The 17,355-nt window shown below is 40.2% G+C and carries 17 protein-coding genes; 5 read left to right on the top strand and 12 right to left on the bottom strand.

The genetic code is table 11. From position 1 onward, the window contains the following. Positions 1 to 205 precede the first annotated feature (205 nt). From cuyB to CD33_RS05645, 8 genes are all read right to left on the bottom strand, one after another. Entirely contained in the window at positions 206 to 916 is a 711-nt protein-coding gene (gene cuyB, locus CD33_RS05680; RefSeq protein WP_036198894.1) for a cysteate racemase, read from the bottom strand. Beyond that, positions 913 to 2,133 carry a carboxylate--amine ligase gene (locus CD33_RS05675; protein WP_036198891.1) on the bottom strand — a complete coding sequence of 407 codons (1,221 nt, stop codon included), beginning with the start codon at positions 2,131 to 2,133 and terminating at the stop codon, positions 913 to 915. Before CD33_RS05675 ends, cuyB begins: the two co-directional genes overlap by 4 nt. 419 nt (positions 2,134 to 2,552) lie before the next feature. After that, complete coding sequence (locus tag CD33_RS05670; protein WP_036198889.1) at positions 2,553 to 3,737, bottom strand: acetyl-CoA C-acetyltransferase; 1,185 nt, start codon at positions 3,735 to 3,737, stop codon at positions 2,553 to 2,555. Between the two features lie 16 nt (positions 3,738 to 3,753). After that, positions 3,754 to 5,259 (bottom strand): class I adenylate-forming enzyme family protein, encoded by a 1,506-nt coding sequence (locus CD33_RS05665; RefSeq protein ID WP_088291770.1) that lies wholly within the window; start codon positions 5,257 to 5,259, stop codon positions 3,754 to 3,756. Between the two features lie 32 nt (positions 5,260 to 5,291). After that, positions 5,292 to 6,440, bottom strand: coding sequence for an acyl-CoA dehydrogenase family protein (locus CD33_RS05660; RefSeq protein ID WP_036198887.1), 1,149 nt, complete (start codon positions 6,438 to 6,440; stop codon positions 5,292 to 5,294). A gap of 209 nt (positions 6,441 to 6,649) precedes the next feature. Beyond that, positions 6,650 to 6,889 carry a YczO family protein gene (locus CD33_RS05655; RefSeq protein WP_235863379.1) on the bottom strand — a complete coding sequence of 80 codons (240 nt, stop codon included), beginning with the start codon at positions 6,887 to 6,889 and terminating at the stop codon, positions 6,650 to 6,652. A gap of 34 nt (positions 6,890 to 6,923) precedes the next feature. Next, complete coding sequence (locus CD33_RS05650) at positions 6,924 to 7,109, bottom strand: hypothetical protein (protein ID WP_036198886.1); 186 nt, start codon at positions 7,107 to 7,109, stop codon at positions 6,924 to 6,926. Between the two features lie 81 nt (positions 7,110 to 7,190). Continuing rightward, on the bottom strand, positions 7,191 to 8,009 hold the full coding sequence (locus CD33_RS05645) for a hypothetical protein (RefSeq protein WP_036198885.1): 819 nt from the start codon (positions 8,007 to 8,009) through the stop codon (positions 7,191 to 7,193). A gap of 184 nt (positions 8,010 to 8,193) precedes the next feature. Between CD33_RS05645 and CD33_RS05640 the strand changes: the two genes are divergently transcribed. Continuing rightward, a complete protein-coding gene (locus tag CD33_RS05640; protein WP_036198884.1) occupies positions 8,194 to 8,793 on the top strand; it encodes a metallophosphoesterase family protein in 600 nt (199 codons plus the stop codon). 106 nt (positions 8,794 to 8,899) lie between these two features. Next, positions 8,900 to 9,472 (top strand): YitT family protein, encoded by a 573-nt coding sequence (locus tag CD33_RS05635; RefSeq protein ID WP_036198883.1) that lies wholly within the window; start codon positions 8,900 to 8,902, stop codon positions 9,470 to 9,472. A gap of 127 nt (positions 9,473 to 9,599) precedes the next feature. On the opposite strand, the gene CD33_RS05630 is transcribed toward CD33_RS05635, so the two are convergent. Next, complete coding sequence (locus CD33_RS05630) at positions 9,600 to 10,475, bottom strand: DMT family transporter (RefSeq protein ID WP_036198882.1); 876 nt, start codon at positions 10,473 to 10,475, stop codon at positions 9,600 to 9,602. A 200-nt stretch (positions 10,476 to 10,675) separates the two neighbouring features. Between CD33_RS05630 and CD33_RS05625 the strand changes: the two genes are divergently transcribed. Then, positions 10,676 to 11,170, top strand: a complete 495-nt coding sequence (locus CD33_RS05625) for a L,D-transpeptidase family protein (RefSeq protein WP_036198881.1) — start codon at positions 10,676 to 10,678, stop codon at positions 11,168 to 11,170. 79 nt (positions 11,171 to 11,249) lie between these two features. Here CD33_RS05625 and CD33_RS05620 read toward each other — a convergent pair whose 3' ends face one another. Next, positions 11,250 to 11,975 (bottom strand): MBL fold metallo-hydrolase, encoded by a 726-nt coding sequence (locus tag CD33_RS05620; RefSeq protein WP_036198880.1) that lies wholly within the window; start codon positions 11,973 to 11,975, stop codon positions 11,250 to 11,252. A 91-nt stretch (positions 11,976 to 12,066) separates the two neighbouring features. Beyond that, the gene (locus CD33_RS05615) at positions 12,067 to 12,753 is read right to left on the bottom strand and encodes a hypothetical protein (RefSeq protein WP_052130031.1); all 687 of its coding nucleotides are present in this window, start codon (positions 12,751 to 12,753) and stop codon (positions 12,067 to 12,069) included. A gap of 205 nt (positions 12,754 to 12,958) precedes the next feature. Here CD33_RS05615 and CD33_RS05610 point away from each other — a divergent pair, with 205 nt between their 5' ends. Continuing rightward, complete coding sequence (locus CD33_RS05610; RefSeq protein WP_036198879.1) at positions 12,959 to 14,623, top strand: ribonuclease J; 1,665 nt, start codon at positions 12,959 to 12,961, stop codon at positions 14,621 to 14,623. A gap of 52 nt (positions 14,624 to 14,675) precedes the next feature. Here the strand turns inward: CD33_RS05610 and CD33_RS05605 are convergent, their stop codons facing one another. Then, positions 14,676 to 15,500 carry a manganese catalase gene (locus CD33_RS05605; RefSeq protein ID WP_036198878.1) on the bottom strand — a complete coding sequence of 275 codons (825 nt, stop codon included), beginning with the start codon at positions 15,498 to 15,500 and terminating at the stop codon, positions 14,676 to 14,678. A 219-nt stretch (positions 15,501 to 15,719) separates the two neighbouring features. On the opposite strand from CD33_RS05605, the gene CD33_RS05600 reads away from it, so the two are divergent. After that, on the top strand, positions 15,720 to 17,351 hold the full coding sequence (locus tag CD33_RS05600; protein ID WP_036198876.1) for a catalase: 1,632 nt from the start codon (positions 15,720 to 15,722) through the stop codon (positions 17,349 to 17,351). The last annotated feature ends 4 nt before the right edge of the window (positions 17,352 to 17,355 follow it).

The following is a 17,355-nucleotide window of genomic DNA, read 5'->3' as shown; positions in this document are numbered from 1 at the left end:
GATATTCGACTTAGTTTACACGTTTTTTAGTTATTTCCTTAAAAAAGAAAGTTTAACCAGACTATCCTGAAACGCTTGGCACACAAGGCGGGCAGTCGAGTCTCGATCCAAGTAGTACATGATGTTCACGAGGGGACGAACGAGACAACCAGCGTCGGATGAAAGCGTTTGTCAACAGTCTGAACCTGCCTATGAAAAGGCATGCTTAAACTCTCAATGGGCTGTTTAATTCGTAGCCGCATGCAAGGATCGCACTTTCTGCTAGAACCATCAGCGAATCAATATATCGGTTATCTAATTTTAATTCTTTATTTACAATCGAGAGCTCTGTACAGCCCAAAATAATTTTGTCACAGTCCAGCTGGAGCATTGCTTGTTCAACCACATCCCATTGATGCATGGTTACTTCTTTTCCGGCCTTGACGTAATCATAAATAATAGACATCACATGATGCTGTATTTCTATATCGGGAACAATCGGTTCGATATCTTGCTGAATCAATGCTTGTTGGTAAACGCCCGAAGCCAATGTCCCATCTGTGGCTAAAATTCCAACACGTTTAGCGCCGGTATCAGCTGCTCTCTTAGCCGTTTCACGAATCATATGCAGTACAGGCACTGGGGAAGCTGCTTGCAATTCTTCATAAAAAGTATGCGCTGTATTGCAAGGAATACAAATCAAATCCGCCCCCGCATTGGCCAATTTCTCAGCATCCCTTATCAAGTATGGGACAGGGTTTTCCTTTGTTTGGTCTAGAATATATGCTGTGCGATCCGGAATCGAAGTATCATTATCGATAATTGTATGCACATGTTCCTGATCTTTGGCGGCACTCGTTCGACGGACTATCATTTCGCCGATAAACATCGTTGCCAATGGACCGACGCCACCGATAATACCTAATGTTTTTCTCATTCTTCCAAACCTTTTTTATTAAAATATTTTTTATATTTACGATAATAGTTTAAATTATTTAAAGTTATTTTAACCCAACGTCTTAAATTCATGTCCTCTTTATAGAATAAAGAGTTTGTCCATTTTCCCTGGCGGATTAAACTTTTTGCTTCAATTTTCATTTTCTCGTTGGAAGCATATTTAAATAAAACACCTTTTGGAATAATCATCCACAAATGCTTATTATTGGCGTAAGTCAACTCTTGTTTGATGTTCAACATACGATCATCCGCTACGTATTTCATTAAGTTATAACCCGCTGCAGTAACGAAATAACTAGAACGACCGTTACGAAGATTGATTTCAAATAGCTTGTATTCGCCATCACGTGCATCGTACTTCATATCAAAGTTGGCAAAACCTGTGTAGCCAATATCCTCTAAGAAATGACGTACTTTATCCATCAACTTTTCATCATGTGTTGTAATTATCGCCGCGTAACTACCAATTCCATCAGGTGAATGCTCTTCAAGAATTGGGTTGCCCAGACACATTAATTTGACCTTGCCGTCTTTGCCGACATAAGCATTCAGGACACGCATATAGGAATCATCCCCCGGGATGAATTCCTGGACAATCATTGTATCCTGGTAAGTGGAGGCGTAAATCGCTTTCAGGATGGCTGTTTTCTCTGCTTCATCATGTGCAACAAACACCTTCTTTTTGCCCGGGAAGCTACAAGCCCAGTAAGCAACAGAATTAGACGCCTTTAAAATAATTGGATATTCAAATGGTGGTGTGAATTCTTCATAGTTTTCTGCTGTAACCGTCGTTGTACCCGGATACTTGAAGTTGTATTTTTCGCACATTTTATAGAAGTTTTCTTTTAGTAGTATTTGATCCATTAATGATTCATCGATATATGGAACTGTAAAATATTTTTCTAGTTCCTGTTTATTCTTAATAATTAGCTTCGCATAATCATCTCCGCAAGCTAATAGCAATAATTTCTTATCTGGATATTGTCTTGCGATTTTTTCCAGTGCTGGAACAAATACATCCTGCTGGTTCAAATTTCTAATTTCCTGGAAATGGAGAATCCGGCTATCTTGAGTCGCCGTTAAATGGGATCGGCCCAGTATAAGCGGTTTTAAGCCGTACGCCTCATAAAAAGCACGCGCCATGCCATAAGCATTCATATCAGAACCTAATAATATCGGTAAAAATGGTTGTTCCATTATCTTTCAGCTCACTTTGGTTGTTATAGTATTTAAGAGAATCCATATACAAAAATCATCCTTACAACTAGTAGGATAAAAATTGCGGTTTTTATTAGTCTAAATGATAGTTTATCACATTTTACTAAGAAGTTAATATGCTTCCGCAACTTAAAAATCTCTTCTTAACATTCCTGTAAAAAATGTTAAAAACTGAACTTCCGTACTTGTGTTTTGTTTTGGTTGACCGCAGAAATTTCCCCCTCTATGATTCCGGATGTATCGCGCTACTACGTACCTATTAGGGGACACAATTAGTTCTGGAACCCCAAGCACATCTCCTCTACATTCTACCCAATATAAATAATTTGCTTATCTCAATTTATACGAAAAAAAGACTTAAAAGTTCCAAAATGAAACTTCTAAAGTCTTTTAAAAACTTATGAAACTGATTCGATTATGATGGCGATCCCTTGCCCTCCGCCTATACATAGGCTTGCTACAGCATATCTCCCACCACGTCTTTTTAATTCGTAGCTGCTTGCCAGGGCAATTCTTGTACCACTTGCCCCAACAGGATGGCCTAATGCTATCGCACCACCGTTGACATTCGTCCTTTCACGATCGAGCCGCAGCTCCTTTTCTACCGCCAAGTACTGAGCTGCGAAGGCCTCGTTCACTTCTATCAAATCCATATCATCCATCGTTAAGTTCGCTTTGTGCAATGCTTGCTTGATTGCAGGCACTGGTCCAATCCCCATAATCTCTGGATCTACTCCAGCTACTCCCCAGGAAACGATTCTGGCTATCGGAAGCAGATTGTTCTCTTGTACTGCCTTTTCACTTGCCACTATAACTGAAGCAGCTCCATCATTGATACCTGATGCATTTCCGGCCGTTACCGTTCCTTCTTTTTTAAATGCCGGCCGGAGCTTGGATAGAGTTTCCTTAGTGGTTGTTTCCTTTATATGTTCGTCGACTTCAATTAATAATTCCCCTTTTCTCGTTTTTACTGAAACAGGGATAATTTCTTCCTTAAAATAACCCGCTTCCCGCGCTCGAGCAGCTCTTTGATGTGATTGTACAGCAAAGTCATCCTGTTCCTGACGCGAAATATCATAGAGCTCCGCTAACTTTTCCGCCGTCATTCCCATTCCCGAACCCGTATATTGATCGGTTAAAGTAGCCTGCAGCATATCGACAAATTGTAGGTTCCCCATTTTCGCCCCACTGAACCGCTGTTCAAAATTCGAGTAAGGGGATTGCGACATATTTTCGGCACCACCAGCCAACACGATACCGGCTTCGCCAAGTAAAATGTATTGAGCTGCCGTTACAATCGATTGCAACCCTGAGCCACATAAGCGGTTTAGCGTTAGTGCAGGTACTTCTTTTGGAATGCCTGCTTTCAAACCGATATGCCGTGCTAAATAAGAGGCATTTATATTACTCGCAATAACACCCCCATATACAACATGATCCACTTTCCCGGGTTGTACATTGGCTCTCTTTAATGCTTCAATTGCTGTTTGCGTTCCTAGTTCGACTGCATCCACAGTGGCAAATGACCCGCCAAATGCTGTGAAAGCAGTTCGTGCCCCTTCTACGATATAGACATTTCCCATTTTCATACCCCTTTTGTTAACTATGTGTTATTTCATTTACTGCAGGCTTTAACGTATGCTTCAGCACCTTGCCGGATGCATTGCGTGGAAGCTTCTCCATAAATTCTATTTCCATAGGAATCTTGTATTTTGCCAACTGAGTTCCGCAGTATGTTAATACTTCCTCGGCAGTCACAGACTGTCCTCCCTTAACTACAACAAATGCTTTCGGCACTTCACCATATACTTCGTGTGGAATGCCAACCACTGCTGCTTCCAACACTTGCGGGATCCGGTATAGCACTTCCTCAACCTCTATTGGATAAATATTTTCCCCACCCCGAAGAATCATATCTTTCTTCCGATCAACGATATATAAAAAGCCTTCTTCATCAAAACGACCTAAGTCCCCCGAATATAACCACCCATCCTTAATAGTCCTTGATGTTTCTTCAGGATTGCGGAGATACCCCTTCATCACTTGGGGGCCCTTTACACAAATTTCCCCCACTTCGCCTATAGGCACTTCCTCTCCTAACGAATCGACCAATTTAATTTCAGTGCGTGGTAGTGGTTTTCCTACTGAACCAATTTTTGTTAATGCATCTTTGTCCGTCAAAGATGATGCAGCAGGTGAATTTTCTGTTTGTCCGTAGCAATTTTGGACTTTCACTTTTGGGAACGTGTCCTTCAACCGTTTTACCAATTCGTATGGCATTGGCGAAGCACCGTATACGAATAACCTTAAGTGCTCAAAATTTGTGTTTTCCAACCCGGGCTTGTTTAGCAAAAGGGTATACATCGCTGGAACCCCAAAGAAAATAGTGGCTTTCGTTTCGACTAAGTTATTTACTGTACGATCTGGTGAAAACGCCTCTTCAATGATGACGGCTCCGCCACTGTACATCGTTGGTACAGCAAAGACATGACTTCCTGCGCAGTGGAAAAGAGGTGTACAAATATACATTCGATCTTCCTTAGTCATTTTCATCGATTCTGACCATATTTCCGCTGTCTCATAAACGTTTCTATGGGATAATTTCACCCCTTTTGGCTTTCCAGTCGTACCGGATGTATACATGACGACCGCAGTCTCATTTGGATTCAATGGCACCTGTTTATAATCCGCTTCTTCCGCGCTTAGTATTTCACGTATTTTTGCAGAATTGATTTTGTCTTTAAAAGGATGCGCACAATTTTTTATAGTCTGTTCAATTCTCTCATCAAAGATTAACAGCTTTGATTCCGAATGGGAGAATATATACTCCACTTCTGGCTGTGCAAGTTTCGTATTCACCGGCATAACCGTAAGCCCAGCCATTTGCACTCCATAGTATACGGCCATAAATAAATCGGAATTCAACATAAATTGCGCAACGATATCCCCTTTTTGGTAACCTTTCTTCTGTAGGTACGCCGCGATTTTTTGAGCATTCTTATACAGCTCGCTATAAGTCCACTCTTTCCCTTCAAAAGCAATTGCCTGTGAGTCAGGTGCAATCGTTGCATGTTTTTCCAAAACATTACTTATAAACATGGCCATCCCCCTTTAATTTGGTTCGAGAATTAAAACCCCTATCTTAAAATTTCCTTCGCAATGATTCCTTTCATGATTTCCGTTGTTCCGGCATAAATGGCCGCCACTGGTATATCTCTATAGCGTCTGGCAATCTCGTATTCTTCCATATAGCCATATCCGCCATGGAGTTGCAGACAATCTGCTGCGACACGTTTTGCCATCTCGCTAATCCACCATTTAGCCATTGATACTTCTTTTACGATTTTCTCACCGGCAATATGTTTTGCCACAAGGTTATTGATATAATTACGACCTATATCAATCTCGGTGGCCATCTCCGCTAATTTGAATTGCGTATTTTGGAAATCTGCAATTGCTTGATTAAACGCTTTTCTACTTTTCACGTAATCCCTGGTCAAACGGAACATCTCTTCTGCCTCAATTTGAACTTCAATCGCAACAAGCAACCGTTCTTGTTGCAATTTATCCATTAGGTAGTAAAAGCCTTTCCCTTCTTCACCGAGTAAATTTGCTACCGGTACTCTTGCTTCTTCGAAAATTAGCTCTCCGGTATCGGAGGAATGCATCCCAATTTTATTTAGTTTTTTTCCTCTTTTAAATCCTGGTGTACCATTCTCAACCACTATCAAGCTAATTCCCCTGTGCGCCGGGTTGGCTGCTGTATCCGTTTTACAGACGACGATTACGTAATCCGCATTAATGCCGTTAGTAATGAAGGTTTTCTCCCCATTTAAAATGTAATAATCACCTTCTTTGCGAGCGGTAGTCCGAATACCGGCTAAATCCGATCCAGCCCCTGGTTCCGTCATCGCGATAGCTGATATATATTCGCCGCTCACACTCTTTGGCAGCCACTTTCTTTTTTGTTCTTCCGTACCATATTGCTCGATATACGGTACAACAATATCGGAATGCAATACAATTCCGCTTGCAGGTCCTGCGCCTACGCGCTCTAATTCTTCTCCCAGAATCATAGAATACCCAAAATCGAGTCCCAAACCACCATAGGATTCACTCACCATTGGGCATAAAAAGCCATTCTCCCCCAGGGTTTTCCAAAACTTTCTTGGCACTTCCCTATGTAATTCCCACTCTTCGATAAAAGGGTAAGCCTCTTTCTCAAGCATTTTGCGTAATGCTGCCCGAAACATTTGATGTTCTTCCGTTAAAAATCCCCCTGACATTTTCATCCCCCGATCAGAACTTAGAATTTTCTGAAAATATAAATAAATTTTATCAATCATACTTCCAAATTTCAACAACTTAAGTCAGAAGATTCTATTGTTTATGTTGACAATTTAATCTTAAAAGAGAATATTTTAGCATACAGATTCCCAGCATTCTTAATGTTTAAAAAGCTATTCAAGCTTCTTCATGCTTGAATAGCTCCAATCTAATGTTGTCTCTTTTCATCAGGAGATTCTTTTCTGAATACTTCTGTAATCAGTTCATCATCCTCTGTTTTCACTCGCTTGTTCAATTCCTCAACGGGTATTGCGTCGACTGTTTTCATATCCTCGTGCAAGTCGAACAAACTAATATTATCCGAATCCACCATGTCCGGTTTTTCGCTAGCCGGTAAATTTGCGAATTCCTTTTTCGATTCCAAAAATGCTTCTTGATTTTTATTCACGAATTATACGCTCCTTTAATTTTATATTCCATTTTTAGTTTGGATATTCGTTATGATTTTTAACTCCCATCCCCATTGTGGCGTTATCCGCTTTCGTATTGCTACCGCCGGTTTTCGCAAGATGCTCCAATACTTCTTTATAGGATAGTCCCGATTCCGCATTTTTTCTTTTTACTTCTTCAATGTCTGTACCACTAATTGTGTATTTCTCATTTTGCATAACTCTGCTCCTTTTCATGAATTCTAAGTGTGCTTATTGAAATAAAAACGCCCCTATATAGAGGCGCTTTTACTTAATAAATTAGAATTTATTCTTCCCTTGTTCAGCTTGTTGGTTTTGTCGCTTTACTTCCGCGATGTCTGTGCCGGCCATTGTTTTACCTGCTGAAGATTGTTGAGAAGAAGGTACGTTAAAAGGACCTGATTCTTGTGCAATTTCTTCTCTCACTTTTTGAATGTCGGTACCTGACGCTGTTTTCCCGCCAAATGATTGGCCTTGTGTTGAAGAGAATTGGCTGCTAAAAGGTGCTGATTCCTGAGCAATTTCTTCTCTTACTTTTTGGATGTCGGTACCTGACGCCGTTTTCCCGCCAAATGACTGGCCTTGTGTTGAAGAGAATTGGCTGCTAAAAGGTGCTGATTCCTGAGCAATTTCTTCTCTTACTTTTTGGATGTCAGTACCTGACGCCGTTTTCCCGCCAAATGATTGAGGGGCTTGGTTTGAAGAGAATGATTTGCCAAATGGACCACCTTCTTGGGCTATCTCTTCCCGAACTTTCTGAATATCAGTGCCTGATGCCGTTTTCCCACCAAATGATTGGGAAGCTTGGTTTGAAGAGAATGAGTTACCAAAAGGAGCTGATTCCTGGGCTATCTCTTCGCGCACTTTCTGGATGTCTGTACCTGATGCTGTTTTCCCGCCAAAAGACTGGGGGGCTTGATTTGAAGAGAATGATTTGCCAAAAGGGCCTGCCTCTTGAGCGATTTCTTCACGCACTTTTTGCGGATCAGTTCCGAATGATTGAGCTCCCGAGAATCCTTGTGCGTTTTGGCGCTTAACTTCCTCTATATCTGTACCTGTTTGCGTGAAACGTTTACCATTACCATTATTGTTTTGCATGTCAAAAACACCTCCAAAAATGTTATGCCTTTATCATGTCAAAATATCGATGGGATTATGAGTGGAATAAATTTATTTACTTTGTATAATTTCAGTTATTTTGTCTTTCTCCACTGCCATGTTTTCATAATGGGCAAACTGGACTAAAATAAAAATAAATGAATTCATGTTTGTAGGTGAAAAAATGAGATATGCTTTTTTAGGGGATTTACACTCAAATACTAATGATACGAAAGCTGTTTTGCAACATATCCAAGCACTTGCTCCGGATGCTATGCTGATTGGTCTTGGAGATCTTTATGAGTGTACGATTGGAAAGAAAAAAGCTTTGGCGATTTCAAATGCACCATTGAAAGCTGCTGCGATTATCGAGGAGGAGTTTGAAAAATTATTAACTTTCCCAACCATCCGCGGCAATCAAGAAGAGCGTATCACATCTGTCACTGGTATTGGACGATTTGCCGCATTACCGGAAAGGCTGGTGCTTGAGGATGCCACATTGATACATGGCCACCAAATTGAATGGGACAATCAATGGGAGCCTATTAATACTGCCACTCTTGAAATCGACACCTCGCTTGTCTTTTTTGGTCATAGCCATAGAAGTGGGCTTTACACAGGAAACAGGAAAGTACATGAACCTATCCACTTTGGAAATGAAATAAAATTACAAATGAATAATTATTGGATCAATGTTGGGTCCGTGGTCGGCAACAGGGAATGGTGTTTATACGATAGTACCCACCGTACAATCCGTTTCATGAAGGTACCCGGGGAAACTTAAGCATAATGCGCTCATGGAACTGTTCCTTTAATTTCAAAAACAGATGTTCATTTTCTGTACAACCTCTTCATAAAATAATGCATGTCCAGTTTATGAGGGGTATTGCATGCAATTTATACAGAAAGGCATCGCTATTGTTTTAGGCAGTATTTTCTTATCCTTGGGAATCAATGTATTTTTAACACCTTACGAAATTCTAGACGGTGGCATTATCGGACTTTCATTAATCATTTATTATTTATTCAGTCTTAAAATCGGCCTTATGATCATTGTTTTAAGCATTCCAATCTTTATACTTGCGTGGTTTAAGTATAAACCTTATTTCTTTAATAGCCTGCACGGGCTATTAGTATCTTCAGTAATGATCGATTTATTTAAACCGTTTCGTACCCTTGTCGAACTTCCCCCCATTACCAGTTCAATTATAGGTGGAATTTTTGTAGGGATCGGGATCGGGCTTATGTTACGATACGAGACAAGTACCGGAGGGACTGATTTATTGGCTCAGTTTATTTCAGATAAAACACATATAAATGTCGGGATTGTCATTTTTATTATTGATGCGGCAGTTGTTTGTTTAGGCGGAGTCTTTATATCATCCAATACATTTCTCCTATCGATTTTTACGATTCTTTGTGTAGGTATAACCACGAGTGCATTAACCAAACCTCATACATAGGACATGCTGTCGAACAAACGCCCGCATGAAGTTCAAAAGGACATCCAGACTGTCCTCATTTAATTTCCTAAAAAATAAGACAAAGTCGGTTGTCGACTTTGTCTACACTATACAAAAAATCCTATGTTCAGTTTTCAATGCCTCTCTTTTTTAAGAAGGATAACTTGGTTTCAGCAATCAAAATCGCACAAAGAATGAATGCCGCCCCGATAATCATTCTGCTTGTTAACACTTCACCCAGCAGTAGTACCGAAAATATCATTCCCCAGAAAGACTCGGTTGAAAGAATAATGGCCGCCTTCGTTTCATTTGTAGACTTTTGAGCAATTGTTTGGAAAAGATATGCAAGGGTTGTCGAGAATATGGCTAAATATATAATGGCTGACACGGCTTCCGTTTCAGTGGAAAAGTTTATCTCTCCTTTAAAGAGAACAACAATCCATGAAAAAACAGCTGCAAAAAACATTTGAACAATTGTTAACGTGATGGGATCTTCATCCTTCACAAACTTAGCTGTATAAAAAATTTGATAAGCAAAGGCAACTGCACAGGCAAGCGTTAGAATATCCCCTACATTGATGCTTGTTGTAAATTGAAGGGATAATAACCCTACTCCGAAGATTGCCAAGAATGCCCCCATGAACTCAAATTTATCGATTTTCCTCTTATAAGCCAGGAATGCAATAAAAGGTACTATTACTACATTAACTGCTGTTAGAAAGGCATTTTTAGAAGGGGTCGTATACTGCAATCCAACTGTTTGCAGAGCAAAGGCCAAGTATAGGAAAAAACCTAGCACCAATCCCTTTATGATAATTTTTCTATTTAAAACCATAAGTCTTTTGTAATAAATCCCACTTAATACAACAAACCCGATTAAAAACCTTCCAGCCAATACCTGATAAGGAGTGTAATGCTCCAGAGCAATACTGCTGACAACAAAGCCACTTCCCCAAATAATTGCTGTAATACACAGCATAACTTCTCCTATATATTTGCGCATTCTTTCCTCCATAGTATGTATAAATTCCTCAGCTAATTGTATCATCATACAACGATTGGAAGATATATAATAAGTGACCAAGCATTGCCTAATTTTATTAACTCATTTGACCAGAAATCCGTTATCCCCGTATTGCACTTAATACGCACCCTGTCATAAACTATTGGGAACAAAAATTTTGAAAAACGGAGTTGAATTGAATGCTTCATACTGTAAAACGAGGAGAAACCCTTTTTCAAATATCCGTTGACTACCGTACTCCGCTTTCCACAATTATTCGTGCAAACCCCGCCATTAATGCGAATATCATTAACGTTGGCCAATTAATTGAAATACCTGGATTTCCCGATCCAAATACACTGCCCTACCGGATTGAGGTTTCCATTAATGGTCGTTGGTTGAAGCTCTTTCATAATGATGAATTACAAAAACAATATCCGATTGCTGTAGGTAGAGTTCTTTATGACACACCGACCGGCAGTTATATTATTATTAATAAAGCACCAAATCCTGGCGGGCCATTCGGAACGATGTGGATGAGTTTATCGAAACAAAGCTACGGGATTCACGGGACAAATGATCCCGATTCGATTGGGAAGGCTGTGTCGAAAGGCTGCATTCGCATGTATAATAACGATGTTGAAGAATTGGCAGGAATTGTCCCGATTGGTACACAGGTGAGTATCCACCTCTAACATGCAAATCTTGCAAAAAGCATTGGATGACCTTGACAACCGCTCATCCATTAAGGAATTTGCTTCGGGATGTATAACATTATAGTTCCTGGAGGTGTTTCGTTAGATTTGCTTCTGCTTCAGTTATCGCACGATTAATTTCCATTTTGGGATCAACCAATACTTTGCCGTGACCTGATGCAAGAATTTGAGGTTCTAAATGCTCAATTTTTTTCGCACTTTCAAGTGATAATTCTTTATTCCAAGTGCCAAAGGCAGGAAAAGGAAACAAGGGCACCATTTGACCACTAACAGCAACTTTTCGGTGGGTTTGAAAAGCATCTCCCACTATAATTGCCTTGAGATTTCTATCAAGTAGGGAAATTGAGCCAGGTGTATGCCCAGGTGTTTCAACTACTTCAAGCGAACCGACAAGATCCCCCTCTTTCAATAGTCGTTCTGCAACTATTTCGAAATTCTTTGGCACGCCACCTTTAATGGGTGATTGAGGCTCATGTGCATCCAAGGTTTTATCTCCTGCGAGCAAGCGGCTATCACGACCAGAAATGGATACACAAGCTTCCGGATATTCCTTCTTTAACCTCATTAATGCCCCGACATGATCTCCATGCGCATGAGTCAGGACGATGTTTGTCAGCGGTTTTTGCATCTTTTTTATCAAATCGTCGATACCTTTAAAACTCGCAGGCATTCCTGCGTCAATTAATATCAGTTCATTCTGTTCTTCGAAAATATAACAATTTACCGGAAAAAGGTTTGGCCACAGTGTCAATTGATACAGGTTATTAAATTTTGAAACTCTCAATGGAAGTCCCCCTTAATTCTCTCGATTATGCACACTATTTATTATATAAAATAAGGTTACAAATAATTGTAAATTATTTGTAACCTCTAAGCTAAATTATTTGTACTTCCTGAATCTTCCGTTCATGCTCGTGCCTTTTAATGATAACGCTTATTTTTTGATACCACTTTGTACATTCTTTAAAGATATCCTTGTATTCATCCAGTTCTTTCGGAACTTCTTGCTCATTGTCCAAAAAGACATATTCCAGTATTGGATCGGCCAAATCATCCACTACAATTTTAAGTATTAATTTCTTAACTTCTTTGGCCTTCTCTTTTTGCTCTTGAGTCTCTTCGATTTCATTTACATGAACATCCACTTTTGCCCCCCCGTCGATGAGGGACCAACCATGCACGCCACCTTTCGATGTCAAGGCAACATTATTTCCATCTTCCACTATAGCTGTTTCATATAATTCCTCAAAATCATATTCTTTCTTATCAAAATCCTCATCTATCTCTTCTCTCTCTAGTATTCTTAATGTATTGGAGTTTTCATCAAGCATTAATGCACTTAAATAATCGGAAGATATAATATAGCGAGTATGAGGGTGCTGTTCTACTTTTTGAATCGTTTCATTTAGTAAAGCTTCGCTTCGTTTTTTCGCGTCTTTGTTTAACTCATAGAGCCACCAAGCACCTAATCCTATTGCAACGATTAAATATAGAGTACTTCCTGTCTTGAATGCTAAAAAAAGATAGACCACTTCTAACAACAATAAAAATAATTGGAACAACCTACTCACCCCTTTTACAATTATTTTCTATTAGTTATAAAATATTATTATTCGAGAACTTCTCTTTTCATTCTCGATTTTAGTAGTTTTTCTGATAGAAAGTGTTATTTTCAGAACTTAATATACTTTGGATTCTTTTCGTATAGTTCAACTTGCATCTACCTATACTGTAATTTAGTAAATGTTGTTGAAAAGAGGGGTCAATTTGTCTGATAGAAAAAGTACACTTTCTATTTTTGCTTTAGGTGGTATAAATGAAATCGGCAAAAATATGTATGTTATTGAATATGGCAACGACTTAGTAATCGTTGACTGTGGTGCAAAATTTGCAGATGAGTCGCTGCTCGGAATTAATTTGATCATTCCTGATGTTTCTTATTTGCAGGAAAACAAACATAAAATCCGCGGACTGGTAGTAACCCATGGCCACGAAGATCATATCGGCGGGATACCCTACTTTCTTAAAAAGCTTAATATCCCAGTATATGCCACTAGGTTTACACTTGGTCTAATCGAATTAAAGCTTAAAGAACATAAAATTTTGCGGGAATCTACATTAATCGAAATCAACTCAGAGTCCAAGTTGAATTTAGGCGAGATGAAAGCCAGCTTCTTCAGAACAAGTCATAGTATTCCCGACTGTCTGGGAATTGTATTTGATACTCCGGAAGGAAAAGTTGTCCATACCGGTGACTTCAAATTCGACCTTACACCGATAAATGACCAATATTCAGATATTCACAAAATGGCGAAAATCGGCGAAGAAGGCGTCCTTGCCTTAATTTCTGAAAGTACAAACGCAGAACGGCCTGGCTTGACACCTTCGGAAAGCAAAGTTGGATCACATATCGAGGAAGCCTTCTTGAACGCTACAGGAAAAATCATTATCTCCACGTTTGCTTCTAATGTTAATCGTGTGCAACAAATCGTCCATGCGACTATAAAAACGAATCGTAAATTAGCTTTATTGGGCCGTAGTATGGTGAATGTGGTAAAAGTCGCAAAAGAACGAGGCTATGTTGAAATTCCAGATTGGATGCTGATCGATGCACGTGATATAAAACAATACCCACCTGAGCGTGTTGTAGTGTTATGTACCGGCAGCCAAGGCGAGCCATTAGCCGCCCTATCGAAATTATCAACAAACAATAACCGAGATGTACGGGTATTACCTGATGATACGGTGATATTTGCGTCTTCCCCAATTCCCGGAAATGAAAAGGGCGTTTCGAAAATAGTTGATAATCTTTTCCAACTGGGGGCAAAGGTTATATATGGCTCTTCAAGCACTACGGGAATGCATGTTTCGGGGCATGGGTATCAAGAAGATTTGAAGCTTATGCTAACACTTATGAAGCCAAAATATTTTATCCCTATTCATGGCGAATACCGGATGCTTCATATACATCGTTTACTCGCGGAAGCAGTTGGTGTTGAACGCAATCATACATTCATTATTCGTAATGGCGATGTCGTGGATATTGCTGATGGGGAAGCCCGCCAAACTAGAAAAGTGCCTGCCGGGGATACTTATGTTGATAATGTTGGGGATGATGAAATTGTTGAAATTGTACTACGAGATCGTAAACACCTTTCCGAAGAAGGGATGTTGGTGGTGGTCGTCACAATTAGCAAAGAGGATGGCAAACGAATCTCGGATCCCGATTGTATTTCGAGAGGATTTGTTTATGCAAGAGATTCAGAAAGTTTGTTACAGGACATAAATGAACTCGTAAAAAGAACAGTTGATCCATTCAAAGACCCCAATATAATGGGGATGAAGAGAGCCATAAAAAAAGAAGTGGGTATTTACTTGTTTGAAAAAACTAAGAAAAAACCGATGATCCTTCCCATCATTATTGCGATCTAATAAAAGGGAATCGTTGCACGTAAAATGCAGCGATTCCCCTTTTGATTTTTGCTTATATATTAATATCATTATGTGTCGAGAAATGTGGAGGTTTTGGATTTGGCACTTGGCCAAGCGGTTTAGGATCTTTAAGATACATAAAGTCTCCTGTCCCATCAGGAGCGGAACCTTTAGCCCAAAGTCCCTCTGCCGATTGCGAGCCCTCTGATAAATCCCAAAATTCGTATGCATGCACCTGAGCATCCATTTCCGCTTCAGGAGGGAACGAGCCTGGTACTGCAACACCGTTCTTTTCTTCAAGTTCGGCAATTGCTGCCATCCATTGATATTGGTGGTAGCGATCGCGAGCAATCATATTACGCAGAACATCGCGAACCCCTTCGTCTGTTGTCATTTCATATACTCGTGATACTTGCAGGCGCCCTTGAGATTCAGCATTTAAATTGGCACGGAAATCCGCTAGTAAATTGCCACTTGAAGCGATATAACCGGCATTCCATGGCACACCATTCGAATCTTTCGGTGTTGCTCCCAACCCGCTTACAATAAGATGTTGTGGATTTGTTCCACCTAATATTGCAGCTGTCATCGGATCTTTTGCCGCTTCAATTTGTTCTGCCGGTGAAACGCCATCCAGTAGTTGGCTAATCAGGTTACATAGCATTTCAACGTGACCGATTTCTTCTGTTCCGATATCCATTAACATATCCTTGTACTTCTCTTCACCGCGGCAGTTAAAGCCTTGGAACAGATACTGCATCATGACGCTCATTTCTCCAAATTGCCCACCTAGCAACTCTTGAATTTGTCTGGCTAATAGTGCGTCCGGACGCTCCACCTTCACTTCAAATTGCAATTCTTTTTGATGTCGAAACATTGGCAACCTCCTAAAAAATTGGTATTTTCACCCCGATATGAATTGTTCGAAGCTAACTATCAATATCACCAAAGTTCGATAGCTAAACATAAAATTCATTCCTGCCCATGCTTACTTTTAAATGAATTGGGGAATAATAGTATCGATTATTTCTAAATTTTTCTTCATTAGGGATAAGTCTCAGTTCAATTCGGTTAGTGAATAGAAAGGATGAAAGTCATGAAAAAAGACCCTTCAAACCAAGAAAAGTACCAAACTAACTATGAAGATGATGCAACATTGACGAACCGACAAGGCCATCCGATTACAAATAACCAAAATATCCGCACTGTAGGAAACCGCGGACCTGCAACATTGGAGAATTACGATTTTATAGAGAAAATCAGTCATTTCGATCGTGAAAAAGTTCCGGAACGAATTGTACATGCCCGCGGTGCTGGTGCTCACGGATACTTTGAAGCTTATGGTACTGTTGGTACAGATCCTGCATCAAAATATACGCGTGCAAAATTGTTCCAGGAAAAAGGAAAACAAACACCTGTATTCGTTCGTTTCTCGACAGTTGTACATGGAGTGGGCTCTCCCGAGACATTACGAGACCCTCGTGGGTTTGCGGTGAAATTTTATACCGAAGACGGAAACTGGGATTTAGTCGGAAACAATCTGAAAATCTTCTTTATCCGTGATGCCATGAAGTTTCCCGATATGATCCATGCTTTCCGTCCAGATCCTGTTACAAATATACAAGATTCGCGCCGCTTCTTTGATTTCTGTGCGAATTCACCTGAAACATTCCATATGGTGACTTTCGTATACTCACCTTGGGGAATTCCTGCAAACTACCGCATGATGCAGGGGTCAGGAGTTAATACCTATAAATGGGTTAACGAGGAGGGAAAAGCTGTTCTCGTAAAATACCACTGGGAACCGAAGCAAGGGATTAAAAATCTAACCGTCAAAGAAGCGGAGGAGATCCAGGGCAAGAACTTCAACCATGCAACACAGGATTTATATGAAGCAATCGAAAGAGGCGACTATCCTGAATGGGAGTTATTTGTCCAAATTATGGAGGATGGCCCTCATCCAGAACTCGATTTTGATCCACTGGATGACACGAAGCTATGGCCAAATGATCAATTTCCATGGTTGCCTGTGGGACGCATGGTATTGAATAAAAATCCCGAAAACTACTTTAACGAAGTGGAACAAGCAGCTTTCGGTACAGGGGTGCTAGTCGATGGTTTAGACTTCTCTGATGATAAAATGCTGCAAGGCCGGACATTCTCCTATTCAGATACACAACGTTACCGTGTAGGTGCCAACTATCTGCAATTACCAATCAATGCTGCCAAAAAACGTGTGGCAACAAACCAAGAAGGTGGCCAGTTACGCTTCTATAATGATAAAGCTCCCGGCCAAAACCCACATGTTAACTACGAACCTTCCAGTATGGGCGGCTTAAAAGAAGCAGAGCAATCGGGTGTGGAGCATACGCCATCAATTCAGGGGAACTTGGTCCGTGAATCCATTGACCGTAACGACAATACAAAACAAGCCGGTGAAACGTACCGTAACTTCGAGCAATGGGAAAAAGACGAACTGATCAATAATTTGGTAAATGATTTAGTAATTTGCCCAAAAGATATCCAGGATAAAATGATTGCACTAGCCGAAGAAGCCGATGAAGAATATGGCCGTCGCTTGCGTGAAGGCATTGCGGAAAAAGCTAAATCAATGGATACTAAAGAAGAATTTGGTTCAGAATTCACCCCGCATCCACTCGGCGCACAAAATGCATCAAAAGCTGTTGATGAAGCAGTGGAAAAAGGAAAAGAAGCAGATCCATACTAATTTA

It is taken from the genome of Ureibacillus sinduriensis BLB-1 = JCM 15800 (genome assembly GCF_000772955.1).
GTDB lineage: Bacteria > Bacillota > Bacilli > Bacillales_A > Planococcaceae > Ureibacillus > Ureibacillus sinduriensis.
Note: the sequence above shows the minus strand (reverse complement) of the source record. Positions and strands in the feature narration are given on the sequence as shown.

Excerpts from the sequence above, each read along its gene's own strand:
- cuyB (WP_036198894.1), bottom strand. The coding sequence starts at position 916 with ATGAGAAAAACATTAGGTATTATCGGTGGCGTCGGTCCATTGGCAACG.
- CD33_RS05675 (WP_036198891.1), bottom strand. The coding sequence starts at position 2,133 with ATGGAACAACCATTTTTACCGATATTATTAGGTTCTGATATGAATGCT.
- CD33_RS05670 (WP_036198889.1), bottom strand. The coding sequence starts at position 3,737 with ATGGGAAATGTCTATATCGTAGAAGGGGCACGAACTGCTTTCACAGCA.
- CD33_RS05665 (WP_088291770.1), bottom strand. The coding sequence starts at position 5,259 with ATGGCCATGTTTATAAGTAATGTTTTGGAAAAACATGCAACGATTGCA.
- CD33_RS05660 (WP_036198887.1), bottom strand. The coding sequence starts at position 6,440 with ATGTCAGGGGGATTTTTAACGGAAGAACATCAAATGTTTCGGGCAGCA.
- CD33_RS05650 (WP_036198886.1), bottom strand. The coding sequence starts at position 7,109 with ATGCAAAATGAGAAATACACAATTAGTGGTACAGACATTGAAGAAGTA.
- CD33_RS05645 (WP_036198885.1), bottom strand. The coding sequence starts at position 8,009 with ATGCAAAACAATAATGGTAATGGTAAACGTTTCACGCAAACAGGTACA.
- CD33_RS05640 (WP_036198884.1), top strand. The coding sequence starts at position 8,194 with ATGAGATATGCTTTTTTAGGGGATTTACACTCAAATACTAATGATACG.
- CD33_RS05635 (WP_036198883.1), top strand. The coding sequence starts at position 8,900 with ATGCAATTTATACAGAAAGGCATCGCTATTGTTTTAGGCAGTATTTTC.
- CD33_RS05630 (WP_036198882.1), bottom strand. The coding sequence starts at position 10,475 with ATGCGCAAATATATAGGAGAAGTTATGCTGTGTATTACAGCAATTATT.
- CD33_RS05625 (WP_036198881.1), top strand. The coding sequence starts at position 10,676 with ATGCTTCATACTGTAAAACGAGGAGAAACCCTTTTTCAAATATCCGTT.
- CD33_RS05605 (WP_036198878.1), bottom strand. The coding sequence starts at position 15,500 with ATGTTTCGACATCAAAAAGAATTGCAATTTGAAGTGAAGGTGGAGCGT.
- CD33_RS05600 (WP_036198876.1), top strand. The coding sequence starts at position 15,720 with ATGAAAAAAGACCCTTCAAACCAAGAAAAGTACCAAACTAACTATGAA.